At 59.5% G+C, this 13563-nt stretch carries 13 protein-coding genes; 5 read left to right on the forward strand and 8 right to left on the reverse strand.

The window, feature by feature from the left end:
- From V7665_RS11425 to V7665_RS11435, 3 genes are all read left to right on the forward strand, one after another.
- On the forward strand, positions 1 to 683 hold a 683-nt coding region (locus tag V7665_RS11425; RefSeq protein ID WP_335664666.1), incomplete at its 5' end, for an MFS transporter.
- Complete coding sequence (locus tag V7665_RS11430; RefSeq protein ID WP_335664667.1) at positions 673 to 1170, forward strand: hypothetical protein; 498 nt, start codon at positions 673 to 675, stop codon at positions 1168 to 1170. The genes V7665_RS11425 and V7665_RS11430, both read left to right, overlap by 11 nt.
- On the forward strand, positions 1167 to 2048 hold the full coding sequence (locus V7665_RS11435) for a metal-dependent hydrolase (RefSeq protein ID WP_335664668.1): 882 nt from the start codon (positions 1167 to 1169) through the stop codon (positions 2046 to 2048). The genes V7665_RS11430 and V7665_RS11435 overlap by 4 nt, the downstream gene beginning before the upstream one ends.
- A 2-nt stretch (positions 2049 to 2050) precedes the next feature.
- On the opposite strand, the gene V7665_RS11440 is transcribed toward V7665_RS11435, so the two are convergent.
- The 4 genes from V7665_RS11440 to V7665_RS11455 form a co-directional block, all read right to left on the reverse strand.
- On the reverse strand, positions 2051 to 5752 hold the full coding sequence (locus V7665_RS11440) for an error-prone DNA polymerase (RefSeq protein WP_335664669.1): 3702 nt from the start codon (positions 5750 to 5752) through the stop codon (positions 2051 to 2053).
- A gap of 99 nt (positions 5753 to 5851) precedes the next feature.
- A complete protein-coding gene (locus tag V7665_RS11445) occupies positions 5852 to 7399 on the reverse strand; it encodes a Y-family DNA polymerase (RefSeq protein ID WP_335664670.1) in 1548 nt (515 codons plus the stop codon).
- Positions 7296 to 8204 carry an ImuA family protein gene (locus V7665_RS11450; RefSeq protein ID WP_335664671.1) on the reverse strand — a complete coding sequence of 303 codons (909 nt, stop codon included), beginning with the start codon at positions 8202 to 8204 and terminating at the stop codon, positions 7296 to 7298. The genes V7665_RS11445 and V7665_RS11450 overlap by 104 nt, the downstream gene beginning before the upstream one ends.
- 238 nt (positions 8205 to 8442) lie before the next feature.
- A complete protein-coding gene (locus V7665_RS11455) occupies positions 8443 to 8943 on the reverse strand; it encodes a Dps family protein (protein ID WP_335664672.1) in 501 nt (166 codons plus the stop codon).
- A gap of 260 nt (positions 8944 to 9203) precedes the next feature.
- On the opposite strand from V7665_RS11455, the gene V7665_RS11460 reads away from it, so the two are divergent.
- Positions 9204 to 9962 carry an ion transporter gene (locus V7665_RS11460; protein ID WP_335664673.1) on the forward strand — a complete coding sequence of 253 codons (759 nt, stop codon included), beginning with the start codon at positions 9204 to 9206 and terminating at the stop codon, positions 9960 to 9962.
- Positions 9963 to 9976: 14 nt separating this feature from the next.
- On the opposite strand, the gene V7665_RS11465 is transcribed toward V7665_RS11460, so the two are convergent.
- Positions 9977 to 10108 carry a hypothetical protein gene (locus V7665_RS11465; protein WP_335664674.1) on the reverse strand — a complete coding sequence of 44 codons (132 nt, stop codon included), beginning with the start codon at positions 10106 to 10108 and terminating at the stop codon, positions 9977 to 9979.
- A 102-nt stretch (positions 10109 to 10210) separates the two neighbouring features.
- On the opposite strand from V7665_RS11465, the gene V7665_RS11470 reads away from it, so the two are divergent.
- Positions 10211 to 10735, forward strand: coding sequence for a hypothetical protein (locus V7665_RS11470; RefSeq protein ID WP_335664675.1), 525 nt, complete (start codon positions 10211 to 10213; stop codon positions 10733 to 10735).
- A gap of 42 nt (positions 10736 to 10777) precedes the next feature.
- Here the strand turns inward: V7665_RS11470 and ribH are convergent, their stop codons facing one another.
- The 3 genes from ribH to V7665_RS11485 form a co-directional block, all read right to left on the reverse strand.
- Positions 10778 to 11200, reverse strand: coding sequence for a 6,7-dimethyl-8-ribityllumazine synthase (gene ribH, locus V7665_RS11475; RefSeq protein WP_335664676.1), 423 nt, complete (start codon positions 11198 to 11200; stop codon positions 10778 to 10780).
- Between the two features lie 194 nt (positions 11201 to 11394).
- Positions 11395 to 12711 (reverse strand): 3,4-dihydroxy-2-butanone-4-phosphate synthase, encoded by a 1317-nt coding sequence (gene ribB, locus V7665_RS11480; RefSeq protein WP_335664677.1) that lies wholly within the window; start codon positions 12709 to 12711, stop codon positions 11395 to 11397.
- Between the two features lie 440 nt (positions 12712 to 13151).
- Positions 13152 to 13563, reverse strand: a 412-nt coding sequence (locus tag V7665_RS11485; RefSeq protein ID WP_335664678.1) for a cytochrome b, incomplete at its 5' end; no start/stop codon positions are given.

The raw sequence follows: 13563 nt of genomic DNA on the forward strand, positions 1-13563 counted from the left end.
CCGAGCTCGACCTGATTGCCGCCGACACGATTGCCGATACGCCGGCTGTGGCAACACCGTGGCGCGCGCTGATGACCAATATGCCGGTCTGGGCGGTGATCGTCGCCCATTTTTGCAACAATTGGTGGTTCTATGTCCTGCTCGCCTGGCTGCCGACCTTTGTCACCAAGGGGCTGGGTGTCGATTATGCCTCGGTCGGCTATTTTGCGATGATGCCGCATATCGCGCTGTTCCTGTTCATCAACCTTTCGGGCGTTGTCGCAGACAAGTTGATCGGCGGCGGCATGACCATCACGCGGGTGCGCAAGCTGATGATGCTAATCGGTTTTGGAGGCAGCATCATCGCGCTGCTGCTGGTCGGACAGGCGGAAGATGCGGTCACCGCGATCACCATCATGACCATCGGCAGCGCCCTCGGCGCCTTTGCGGTCAGCGGTTTTTTCGTCAACCATATGGACATCGCGCCGGAACATGCCGGCACGTTGATGGGCATTACCAACACCGCCGGCACCATTCCCGGTATTGTCGGCGTGCTGGTCAGCGGCTGGATTTTGGACGTCACCGGATCATGGGCGCTGGTCTTCCAGGTGGCAGCCGGAGTGGCAGCTTTCGGGCTGATATTCTATCTGATCTTTGGCAGCGGCGAGCGGCAGTTCGAGCAGGTGGTGATCCATGCTGAGTGAAAGCAGAAGAACATTGTTGGTGATCAACGGCTTCGGCCTGTTGATCAGTTCGGCGCTGACCGGCTGGTTCTATTTCTTCTTCCTGCTTGGCGAAATCGATCTGTGGCCGGTTATCAACCATCTGCCAGCGGACATTGGCGGTGATCGCCGCGGCTGGAATATGGCGCATCTGGAAGGCATTACCAACGGGCTGCTATTGATTGCATTTGCCGCCGCTGCGCCCTTTATCAAACTCGGTCCGAAAGCGCAGAGCTGGTTTTTCTGGTCTTCGCTGACGTTCGCCTGGATGTTCACCTTGCCCGCCATTGCCAATGCTTTTTTCGGTACAAGAGGCCTCGCATTCGGTGGTGGTCCGTTTGGCGGGAGCCTCGCCAATGATATCATTTACCTGACCGGCTGGCCGCCGATACTGGCCGTGCATATCGCCTTTTTTCTTGGCCTTCGGGGAGCATGGAGACATTATCAATTCATCAAGGATGCGCCATGAGCGTTGGCTCAGATCAGATGCCGGAAATTGTGGTGCGCGCCATACCCTTCGCCTTTTCAGAGAATATCAACCCGGTCTGGCATCCTGAGCGCCATGAATGGAGCCACATGGTCAATGGCGCGTCGCTTTCCATGCCTTATCTCGAGCCCTTTCTCATCAAAACGGTACGCGAGGCATTGAAGCAGGCGAGCGATGCGTCACTGAAAGACGGTGTCTGCGGGTTCATCGCGCAGGAAGGCCATCATTTCAAAAACCATCGTCGCTATAATGATATTTTGAAGCGGGGCGCTTATCCCGATCTCGCCGATGTCGAACAGGAAATGGACACCGATTTTAAACGGTTGCAATCGAAAAGTCTGCGTTGGCGAACCGCCTATACCGCTGGTTTTGAAACCATGACGATGGGGATTACCGAATGGCTGATCAAGGATCGTCGCGATCTGTTCAAACATGCTGATCCGTCGGTTTCTTCGCTGATCCTGTGGCATATGGTGGAGGAAACCGAGCATAAGAATGTTGCCTTCGATCTTTATCAGGATTTATATGGCAGCTATTTGCCCCGGGCCTTTGGGCTCGCTTATGCGAGCTGGCACGTGATGAAATTCACCCGCAGGGCCTATATCCGGATGCTGAGCAAAGACGGCCTGTGGTTTGATATGCGCAGCCGATTGCGGCTGTATAAAATGATCGGGCGTGCCTTTGCCAATATCGGGCCGGCGATGATGAAATCGCTGCTGCCCGGCTATCATCCCAGCAAGGTAAAAGACCCAGACTGGGTGATCCGCTGGGCGCATGCCTATGCAGGATTGAAAGAGAATGAAATCCCGCTGCTGGATACTTCGGATCCAGACATTCCCGCCCATTTTGCCACCAGCTGATTTCAATGAAAATCGCGCGACTTCGGCAATATCCGGACATTGCGCGGATGGCCGCCATTGGACCGGGCGGGATGCGCTGATCGAGCAGCCTCTGCCTGACGCGCCGCCTGCCGGTCCTCGTTGCGATAGACCGGACGGTTGACCTCGTCGGCGCGGGCCATTGGCATGTCGGGCGGTTCGCGGCTGGTGATTGCGTTCAGCATGAACGTGTAATCCTCCACCCGCGACGTCATCAAATGGGTCACGCCTTCGCGGCTGCGCTGCACCTCTCCGGTGGCCAGCATCAGCCGGGCCGCTATCACCGGCCGGCGCATTTTTTCAAAGCGGCTGGCCCAGAGCAGCAGGTTGGACACGCCGCTTTCATCCTCCAGCGTGATGAAAATCGCATTGCCCTTGCCGGGCCGCTGGCGGATCAGCACGACGCCGGCGACCTTTGCCTGTGACCCGTTCTTGGCCCGCGCCAGTTCCGCGCAGCTGAGCACACCCATCGCCCGGAGCCGCTCGCGCAAAAATTCCATCGGATGGCCCTTGAGCGACAGGCGGACGCTTTGATAGTCGGCGACGACATGTTCGCCCTTGGTCATGGCGGGCAGACGGGCATCCTGTTCAAGCCCCAGTTCCTTTGCCTGCGCCGCCTCGAACAGCGGCAGGGTGTTGACCGGGGTCCGGCGGACTTCCCACAGCGCCTGACGACGATCCAGCCCCAGCGACCGGCAGGCATCGGCGTCGGCGAGCAGGCGCAGCGCGCGGGCCGGGAGGTTGGCCTTGTGGGCAAGCTCCTCAATCGTCCGGAACGGACGCGCGCTGACGATTTCGTTCGCCCAGGCTTCGCGAAACCCGTCGATCTGGCGGAAGCCGATGCGGAGGGCGGGCATTTCGCCCCTCCTCTTTAGAAGTCCCGGGTTGGGCTGCCCCCGGCAGTCCAAGATCATGCCGGGGGCATGATCGACCCGGAACTGGGTTGGGGTGGTGTCTCTCGTATCAACATTCGCTTCGCGAGCGTCACCTTGCGGTGCCGCACCCACCCCTTTCCCCTCCCTTGAAAGGGAGGGGCTTATTGCTTCAACCTCCAACCCATTATCCCAGTCACTAAAATTCACATCCGGCTCGCGAATCTCCACCCCATGTTCCCGCGCATCTCGGACAAGCTGGGCGGGCGCATAAAAACCCATCGGCTGCGAGTTGAGCAAGGCCGCGGCAAATACCGCCGGATGATGGCATTTGATCCAGCTCGACACATAGACCAGCCGGGCAAAGCTGATCGCATGGCTCTCCGGAAAGCCATAGCTGCCAAAGCCCTGAATCTGCTTGTAGCAGCGCTCGGCGAAATCCGCTTCATAGCCCTTGGCAGTCATGCCGCTGATCATCTTCTCGCGGAAATGATGGATCGTGCCGACATTGCGAAAGGTCGCCATCGCCCGGCGCAACCGGTTGGCATCGCCGGGCGAGAAATCGGCGGCGACAATCGCCAGCTTCATCGCCTGTTCCTGAAACAGCGGCACGCCAAAAGTCTTGCCGAGCACCGATTTGAGCTCGTCGGGATCATGCGGCGGGCTCGGTGAGGGCAGGGTCACCTTCTCCACGCCGCTGCGCCGCCGCAAATAGGGATGGACCATATCACCCTCGATCGGACCGGGCCGGACAATCGCCACCTGGATCACCAGATCGTAAAATACTCTCGGCTTGAGCCGCGGCAGCATGTTGATCTGGGCGCGGCTTTCGACCTGAAACACGCCGACACTGTCGCCCTTGCACAGCATGTCATAGGTCGCCGGGTCCTCATGCGGGACGTTTTGCAGGGTCCATCTTGCTTCCCCCTCGGGGGTTAAGGGGAGGGGGCTGCCGGACAGGGCATGCCCCCCTTTCCCCTGAAAGGGAGAGAGATTTGGTGGCATCTCACCAATTTCCTCCATCAGATGAAACGCCTTGCGGATGCAGGTGAGCATGCCGAGCGCCAATATGTCGACCTTCATCAGGCCGAGCGTATCAATATCATCCTTGTCCCATTCGATGAACGTGCGGTCGTCCATCGCGGCATTGTGGATCGGCACGGTCTCGTCGAGCCGGTCCTGGGTCAGCACGAAGCCGCCGACATGCTGCGACAGATGGCGGGGAAATTGCAGGATCTGCCGGACCATGTCGCCGACCCGCCTGATCTCCGGATTGTCCGGGTCGAGTCCGGTTTCGGCAAAACGATTGTCGGGTGCCTTGCTCGAATGGCTGCCCCAGACGGTGCTCGAGAGGCGGGTGGTAATATCTTCCGACAGGCCAAGCGCCTTGCCGACCTCGCGGATCGCGCTGCGCGAGCGATAATGGACCACCGTGGCGGCAATCCCGGCGCGGTGGCGGCCATAGCGCGCATAGATATATTGGATCACCTCCTCGCGCCGCTCATGTTCGAAATCGACGTCGATATCCGGCGGCTCGCGGCGCTCCTCGGAAATGAAGCGCGAGAACAGCAGGTCATGTTCCATCGGATCGGCCGAGGTGATGCCGAGCAGATAACAGACCGCACTATTCGCCGCCGACCCGCGCCCCTGGCAGAGTATCTCCTGATCCTGGGCAAATTTGACAATATCGTGGACGGTCAGGAAATAGGGCGCATATTCCATCTTCTCGATCAGCCGCAATTCCTCCTCGACCTTCGCCCGCAACCGTTCGGGAAGGGTCTCGCCATGCCGATCATGGGCGGCGGACCAGGTGAGATGCGCGAGCCAGCCCTGCGGCGTCCAGCCTTCGGGCACCGGTTCTTCGGGATAATGATAGCTGAGTTCGTCGAGCGAAAAATAGATCCGGTCCAGCAGTGTCTGGGTCTCCGTAATCGCTTGCGGATAGTCCCGGAACAGGCGCGCCATTTCTGCCGGGGGCTTGAGAAAGCGCTCGGCATTGGCGGCGAGCAGACGTCCGGCTTTGTCGACCGTGGTTTTCTCGGCAATGCAGGTCAGGATGTCGTGCAGCGGGCGTTGTTCGGCTGTTGCATAGAGCGGGTCATTGGTGGCGATGAGCGGGATATCTGTGGCTGTGGAGAGACTGTGTAGCCTGGCAAGATGCCGCTTGTCCGGACCGGAACGCGGCATGACCGCGCCGAGCCAGATATGGGGGGTTCGGGAGAGAAGCTCTTTGATAAGCCCCTCCCTTTTAAGGGAGGGGAGTTTGGTCGCTCTTGGCTTCATCCGGGGGATGAAGCTGCTACCAAACTGGGTGGGATATGAGGAAGCTGGCTCGATGCCAGCTTCTGAATTTGGTGAGTGGGGACCGGCCCCAACCCGGAACTCCTGAAGAGGAGGGGCTAAAATAATCAGCGCCCAATCCTCGTCGCACCACTCCAGCAAATCCGCCTCGTACAGAAAACACTCCCCCTTCTCCGCCCGCAAGTTCCCGGTCGACAGCAGCCGCGTCAGCCGCCCCCAGCCGCGCCGGTTGAGCGGATAGACAATCATCTCCGGCGCCTCATCGGCAAAGACCAGCCGCGATCCGACGATCAGCTTGAAGTTGGGCAGTACCAGTCCTTCTTCCGCCGCATCCTCGCCCGCCCGGCGCAAGGCGGCATGCGCCCGCACAACCCCGGCGACGCTGTTGCGGTCGGCGATACCAATGCCGGTCATGCCCAGCGACATTGCTTGCATCACCATATCGGCGGGCGAGGAGGCACCGCGCAGAAAGCTATAATGAGTGGAGGCGGCCAGTTCGGCGAAGGCCGTCATTGCGAGGAGCCGCAGGCGACGCGGCAATCCAGAGCCACGCAAAGACGCCCTGGATTGCTTCGCCTCGCTCGCAATGACGCGATCTCTGGTAGCCGCATTTTACGCAAACAGCCCATGCACATACCAGTCCGGGTTCGCTTTCTCCTCGCCATATAGCCCGTGCCGGAATAGCCAGTAGCGCCGCCCGCGGGCGTCCTCGACCCGGTAATAGTCGCGGGTCAGGCCGCCGTTTCCGGGTTGCTGTCCATCCTTGCGCTGCCACCATTCCGACGCGATCCGCTCCGGACCTTCATAGCGGATCACCTGATGGGTCTTGCGCCGCCAGGTGAAGCGATAGGGCGGGCCGTCAGGGACTTCGGCGATCACCTGCACGCGCTGCGGCGGGTCGAACATGTGCAGGGGGCGCATCGGTGGATTGTCGGCAGACAGTCTCTCCCACGGCACCGGTGCCGGAGCGTTGAGCGCGGGCAGGGCAAGCAGGCCCTGTTCGGGGATATGGCTGTCGGCGGCGACAAATTTCTGCACCCGGTCGCGGCCCAGCCTGGTGCTGAGCTGGCTGAGCAGGGCGACTTCATCACCCTGCCGGTCTTCGCCGCCTTCGAGCCGCAATTGCTGCGGCGCCAGCACTTCCGAAGAGACGATGCTCAGCCGGATCAGATCATAGCCGAAGCCGGGATTGAGCGCGTCGTTGAGCGCCTCGATCCGTTCGCGCAGCAGCCGCTTGAACAGCGCCGTATCGCGGGTCGGTGCGCCGGTTTCCAGACCGAGCCGCGCGACATCGCCATCGCAGCGGAACAGCATCATCCGGATCATCCGCGCGCCCTGGCCGCGCTCGTTGAGCCGTTCCGAGGCTTCCGCGAACAGGTCCGACAGACAGGCGAGTGCCGCGTCGATATGGGTCAGTGGCTCGGCAAAGCGGCGCTCGGTGACGACATTGCCAATCCTGCGCAGCGGATCGATCGGGCGGTCTTCGATCCCGAGAATCCGGTCCAGCCGGACCGTCAGTTCCATCCCGAAGCGCGCGGCCAGATTGGCGCGCGGTCGTTCGGCAATATCGCCAACATGATAAAGCCCGGCCCGTTCCAGCGCCTGATGGACCTTGGCGTCCATGGCCAGCGCCGATACCGGCAGCTGCGCCTCGGCGCCCTCCTTCAGCCCATGTCTGGCCAGCACAAGCGCGGCATCGGGGGTTCCGGCCAGAGCCCAGCAGGCGCTATAGCCCGCCGCATCGAGCCGGTCCTCGGCATCCTGCGCCAGCGCTGTCTCGCTGGCATAGAAATGCGCCGCGCCGCTGATGTCGAGGATCAATGCATCGGGCGGATCGACCGCCACCATTGGCGTATAGCGCTCGCAGGCTTCCGCCAGCCGCGACAGCAGATCTGCATCGGCCAGCGGATCATGGTCAAAGGCCAGCAGATCCGGCACCCGCGCCCGGGCATCGGCGAGCTTCATGCCCGGTCCCAGGCCCAGGGACACCGCCTGCCGGTCTGCCGCCATGATCACCATTGCGCCGCGAATTTTTGCGGTCAGCGCAAACGGATGGTCAGGCGGCCCGTGTGCCCTGATGATTCGTTCGGACGGCAGATAGGGCAGGAACAGCGCCAATGTCCGGCGTGCCCTGCGGTTCGCGGAAGATTTGATCGTCACGGTTCCACTCCATTCGGGCGCTCAGCCCGTAAAGACCGCTGCGATGGCGCAGCAAGCTGATATCAAAGACGGGATGGCCCGGAGCATTGGCCTCCAGTGACGAGGAAGGCGCAGCCGCCACGTGCCAGCGGCTGAAGGCAGCGGTCGGCAGCGGATTGTCCGCGTCGCTGCCGGAGCGCAGCAACAGGCTGAGCACGCCCGACTTTTGCGACGACAGCGACAGCCGCCTTGTCGCCGTCAGGTCGAGACCCTTGGGCCTCTTGCCCGACAGTTCGATAATCACCGCGCCGATCGCCGAAGACCTTACGCCGTCGGCCGCGGCACGGAGCACCGCGATGCTGTCCGGCGCATCGACGTGGATGAGGCCGGATGGATCAATGCCCAGTTCCGCCAGCCCCGGTGGATAGAGCCTGCCCAGCCGTCTGGCTTCCCCGCTTTCGCTGATCCACAGGATGGGCCGTTCCTCCCGATCCAAGTTTCGGCAACGCTGTGCCCACAGCAGCGCCATGGCTGCCGCACTCGTCCAATCCGCTTTCTCTACTGCATGCAATTCATGCAGCGCCGCACGCGGCAGGCCATCGGCCCCCGCATTGCCGCGCAAACCGGTGTCGATCCTGTCGACGCCCAAAGTGAAATGGGATGGCTGACCGTCATCCTCCGCCGTGCTTACGCCGGACGTTGCCAATATCTTGGCGAGACGGGCCCGCAAGACAGAAGGTTTCGCTGCTGTCGCCGAAGCCACAGCGGAAGGGTTGGTCGACGCAGGCCTCTCAGCCCGGTCCGGATCCGAATCGATGTTGTTCATGATATGTTCTAATTTATAGAAGAGAACGGCCGGGTCAAGTGATTCCATGACTGTCGGCGGACTGACAGATGGCATGGGCTCGCAGTGAAGGGCGAGGCAAGCGAGCAAAAACTCGTCACAGTGGCTGGCCCTATGATCGCAAGCACGGTTGATTGACCGAATATCATGGTCATATGACAGGTGGTGAAGCCCTGACGGGTGCTGGTTTTGTCGACGTTCCTTAAGCTATTCCCGTTTTTCAGTTGATCGACGACAAGTTCGCCGACAGCATCCATGATGCTTTTTCCAGCGCAGCAATGCGTGCGGTCAGGAGGCTAGTGGCGAAAACATCGTCGGCTTCTTCAGCGATTTCGACAAATGCGCGCATCTGATTGACCACGGTGAGCGTATCGCCGCTCAACTGCTTGACCATGGCATCGACATCGCTCGGTTCCACCTGATCGTCGATGACGCCTTCCTTATTATAGGCTGAAAGGTTAACCGGTGTTTTCGCCCCGAGCACCTGAATCCACTCGATAATTGCGTCGATCGCGGCGGCAAGCTCTTCATACTGATCTTCGGTCAACTTGTGGGCACCGACGGACGACGGTCCGGCCTCGTTCCAGTCGAGCAACGGTGTTTTTTGATCGAGCATATCGGTCGATCCCGTTGTTTCGCTATGCTCGCCAGCTATTTTGCTACGGTCGGCCTGCTTGCTATTGCTCTGCATTTTACGAAGCTCGACAGTTTTGACAGTCATATCATTGGCTTTCTTGCTGGTCTTCCTAGCGTACTTCCCGAACTGGCACGAACTGGCGGAGCTCGGTACCTCGGGAAACTACGCATTGCTCGCGATTGGGTTCCGTGCAGGCAATCAGCAAAGGGGGGCGCAATCTCCCGGTCACAACCCTCGGCAATATTCTATCGCTGGCGATGCAAAGCTTGTCTTGATTGCCGGTTGTTGCGCGACCAGATGATCCCGAGTTGAAAAACAGCAGCATTTGGCAATGAGGGTAGCTTGTGGTTGAAAGACTTCGGATATTGATTGAATCATCGCGTTTTCAGAATGCGATCATGGCGGTGATTGTCATCAACGCGATCATCATCGGGATGGAAACCTCTCCCGTGCTGATGGAACGCTATGGCTCGATACTTGGCGCTCTCGACCAGATTGCGATCGGAATTTTCATTGTCGAAATCCTGCTCAAGCTCTTTGTCTACCGCCTGTCTTTCTTCAAAAATGGCTGGAATATCTTTGATTTTGTGATTGTTGCAGTGGCGCTGCTGCCGACCGGCGGAAGCCTGTCCGTCCTTCGCGCGCTACGCATATTGCGGGCCTTGCGCCTGGTCTCGACCATGCCGAAGATGCGCAAGGTCGTGCAGGGTCTGTTTGCGGCAATCCCGTCGATGGGCACGGTCATCATTTTGCTTGCTCTGGTTTTCTATATTGCTGCGGTGATGGCGACCAAATTATTCGGCAGCGAGTTTCCGCAATGGTTCGGTTCGATTGGTGCATCGCTCTATTCGCTGTTCCAGATCATGACGCTGGAAAGCTGGTCAATGGGCATCGTCCGCCCGATCATGGAAGTCTATCCCTGGGCCTGGGTGTTTTTCGTACCCTTTGTGCTGGTTACCAGCTTTGTTGTACTCAACCTGTTCATCGCGATCATTGTCAACGCGATGCACGAGGAAGCCGATGAAGAGCAGACCGCCCAGCGGGATGAAATATTGGAAGAGATCCGGGCGATCAGGCGTGAGATAAAAGCACTGCGAAGCTGATCATCAGCCAATCATCAGCCATTTTCTGACAGGCGACAGCGCCCTTTTTTCCGCGGCACGCCATTGCCGGAAACAATCTCGAAACGGCAGTTTTCCTTGCCGATCGTGATGCCGGTGGCGCCGCCGTCACCTTCTGTCCTGTTCATGCGTCGGCTCGCCTCAATCGCCTTAACAAAACTAGCCATCGTTTTTTAGCGAGAAAACTGTATTGGTTGATTACTATTTTTTGTAAATTTAAGGAGTAAAATATGAAGAAATTTCTGACCCTCTTGACCGGCACAGCGCTGCTCGCTGCTGCACCAGCCCTGGCACAAGATGCTGCACCGGCTGTCGAAGCTCAGGTTGGCATGAAGGTTGTCGGGCCCAATGGCGGTGATGTGGGCATAGTGGAATCCGTAAGCGATGGCGCCGTGGTGGTGGATACCGGCACGAATAAAGCTGCGCTCGGAACCAATGCCTTTGCGAAAACAGACAATGGCCTGTCGCTCATGATGACGAAGGCTGATCTCGATGCTGCTGTCGAAAAAGCGGCTGCCGATGCACAGGCCCAATTGCTGGCCAGCCTGACCCCGGGCACCGAAGTGAAATCGGTAACCGGAGCCGCGGTGATCGGTACCATAAAGGAAAAAGACGCCGAATATGTGACCGTGGACCATGACGGCCAGGCGGTGAAGCTGCCGGTCGCAGCTTTCATGACTCAGGGTGATGATGTCTCGATCACGATGACCGAAGACGAATTCAAGGCCGCTATTGCCGGCACCCAGTCCCAATAAGCTTTTGGCTCTGACAGTGGCAGGACAAGGGTCCTGCTGCTGTTAGTGGCTGAACTTCAGCGCCAATTCATACATTGCCATCGCCGCCTGGGCTGCCTCGCCGCCCTTGTTCTTGCGGGTCTTGTCGGCACGCGCCAGCGCCTGCTCTTCATTCTCGACGGTGATGATACCATTGCCGATCGCCGCGCCATCCATGGTCAGCGCCATGATTCCGCGCGCGCTTTCACCGGCGACAATTTCAAAATGATAGGTTTCGCCGCGGATCACCACGCCGATCGCGACAAAGCCGTCATAGAGATCGCTGTCGATGGCCAGCGAGATAGCGGCGGGAATTTCCAGCGCCCCCGGGACGGTCAGCACTTCGTGCTCGTGACCGGCCGCTTTCAGCGCATCGGTCGCGCCCTCGATCAGCATGTCGTTGAGATGGTCGTAAAAACGCGCTTCGACGATCAGGAATTTTGCCATTTTCTTTGTCTTTCTGCTTCTTAAGCCCCTCCTTTTCAAAGGAGGGGTTGGGGTGGTTTCTCTCGTCGAAGAATAGTTCTTCGGTTTTTCCATTCACTGCCGGCGGTACCATGGTTGGTCGCTTGCGCGAGCGATGCTGATGCATCGCCACCACCCCTTGATCCCCTCCTCTGAAGAGGAGGGGCTGATGATCGCTATGCGCTCTCCAGCTCTTTCGCTGCTGCGCTGCCATCACCGGCCGGCACCGCCCGCTGCCCGATAATCCGGAGCCCATAAGCGTCCAGCCCGACCAGGTCATGGCTGGTATTGGTCAGCAGTTCCATATCATGGACACCCAGTTCGGTCAGGATTTGCGCGCCAACGCCATAGTCGCGCAGCTGGTCCATCGCCGGTGGCTTGCCGCCGCCAAGGCTGCGGACCTGCTGCGAATATAAGTCGGACACGCGCGGGCTGATGAAGACGATGACACCAGCGCCTTCCTCACCGATGATCTTCATCGATTCCTGCAGCATGTTGGCGCGACCGGTTTCCTGCCCGAACAGGTCGGGGAAGATCGCGGTCGCATGCATCCGCACCAGGGTCGGCTTTTCCGGATCGACATGGCCCTTCTGCAGGACGATCTGCTCGCTCTCGGTCGCCGTATTATAGAATGTGATGGCATTCCATTCGCCGCCCCAGCGGCTGGTGAAACGCGCTTCTTCGCGGCGCTCGGTCAGATGATCATGGCGCAGGCGATAGGCGATCAGATCGCGGATCGTGCCGATTTTCATGCCATGATGCTGGGCAAATTCGATCAGATCATCGAGCCGCGCCATCTCGCCATCGTCCTTCATGATCTCGCAAATCACGCCAGCCGGGTTGAGGCCAGCCAGCCGCGAGACATCGACTGCCGCTTCAGTATGGCCAGCGCGGACCAGCACGCCGCCGTTGCGCGCCTGCAACGGAAAGACATGGCCGGGGGTGACAATCTCTTCCTTGCCCTTGGTCCGGTCAATCGCGACCGCGACCGTGCGCGCCCGGTCGGCAGCGCTGATCCCGGTGGTGACGCCATCGCGCGCCTCGATCGACGTGGTGAAGGCGGTTTCATAAGCGCCGCGGTTATTCTGGCTCATCATGTCGAGGCCCAGTTCCTCGACCCGGTCCCGCGACAGCGCCAGACAGATCAGCCCGCGGCCATATCTGGCCATGAAGTTGATCGCATCGGGAGTCGCCATTTGCGCCGGGATGATCAGGTCACCCTCATTCTCCCGGTCCTCGTCATCGACCAGGATATACATCCGGCCGTTGCGCGCTTCGTTGATAATCTCTTCCGCTGTCGCCATCACGCCGCTGCCGCCGCGTATCAGATAACTCTCCAGCTTGCCGAGCGTTTCCGCAGTCGGGTTCCAGTCCTCCTGCCCCAGGCTGCGCAGACTGTTGGCGTGCAAACCGACGGCCCGTGCCAGACCGGCGCGGGTTTCCTTGCCCGATTCGATCAGTTGGGTCAGTTGCTCGATCAATATTTTGCTCATGGACTCGCCTTTACAATGTGATTTGTAACTTTTCTATCACACCATAATGTGACGCGTCTAGAGAAAATATCACATTGGCTTCACATAGCACCTCAGCGGGTCGCTCCGGATTGCTTCGCTATGCTCGCCATAACAACTTGCCTGACTCAATTCGTTCGTCCTGAGCTTGTCGAAGGGCGCCTTCCGCCCGAGAATAATCAGGACGAACGCCAACTTAAGCCCCTCCTTTTCAAAGGAGGGGTCGGGGTGGTTTCTCTCGTCGAAGCAGGGGCCTTCCGGTTCCAATTCGTTTCTGTCGGTACCAGACTAGTTCGCTGAAGCGAGCGATGCTTGCGCATCGCACCAATCGTTCACCCTCGCCCAGCTGCATCCAGCCGCCTGCGTCTTCCTCACATAGCGACTGCCGGGCAGCGAAATTGCGGCTGATTTGCGCTTGGCGTTCAGCGCTTCCCGGGCAGCATCCGCCGCAGCGTATTGTCCTTGACCACATAGTGATGGAACAGCGCCGCCAGGGCATGCAGGCCGATCAGAAAATATCCGACCGTACCGAATGTCTCGTGCAGTTCCTTGATCTGCGATGACAGCGCCTTGTCCGGCGCAACCAGCGCCGGCAGCTCGAGCCCGAAAAAGGGAATGGTCTTGTCGGCGGCGCTGAGGATCAGCCAGCCGGCAATCGGCATCGCCAGCATGAACGCATAAAGTGCCAAATGGGTCCCTTTGGCAAACAGCATTTGCCACGCAGGCGGTTCCGGTTTGATCGGTGGTTTGGCAGAGAGCAGCCGGACAAGGATCCGGATGATCACCAGCGCCAGCACCGACAGGCCAAGCATGAAATGCCAAGTCTTCAAACCC

Origin of the sequence: Parasphingorhabdus sp. (assembly GCF_036964675.1) — a bacterium.
Taxonomy (GTDB): Bacteria; Pseudomonadota; Alphaproteobacteria; order Sphingomonadales; family Sphingomonadaceae; genus Parasphingorhabdus.

Coding starts and splice junctions, on each gene's coding strand:
- V7665_RS11430 (WP_335664667.1), top strand. CDS start 673: ATGCTGAGTGAAAGCAGAAGAACATTGTTGGTGATCAACGGCTTCGGC.
- V7665_RS11435 (WP_335664668.1), top strand. CDS start 1,167: ATGAGCGTTGGCTCAGATCAGATGCCGGAAATTGTGGTGCGCGCCATA.
- V7665_RS11440 (WP_335664669.1), bottom strand. CDS start 5,752: ATGACGGCCTTCGCCGAACTGGCCGCCTCCACTCATTATAGCTTTCTG.
- V7665_RS11450 (WP_335664671.1), bottom strand. CDS start 8,204: ATGAACAACATCGATTCGGATCCGGACCGGGCTGAGAGGCCTGCGTCG.
- V7665_RS11455 (WP_335664672.1), bottom strand. CDS start 8,943: ATGACTGTCAAAACTGTCGAGCTTCGTAAAATGCAGAGCAATAGCAAG.
- V7665_RS11465 (WP_335664674.1), bottom strand. CDS start 10,108: ATGAACAGGACAGAAGGTGACGGCGGCGCCACCGGCATCACGATCGGC.
- V7665_RS11470 (WP_335664675.1), top strand. CDS start 10,211: ATGAAGAAATTTCTGACCCTCTTGACCGGCACAGCGCTGCTCGCTGCT.
- ribH (WP_335664676.1), bottom strand. CDS start 11,200: ATGGCAAAATTCCTGATCGTCGAAGCGCGTTTTTACGACCATCTCAAC.
- ribB (WP_335664677.1), bottom strand. CDS start 12,711: ATGAGCAAAATATTGATCGAGCAACTGACCCAACTGATCGAATCGGGC.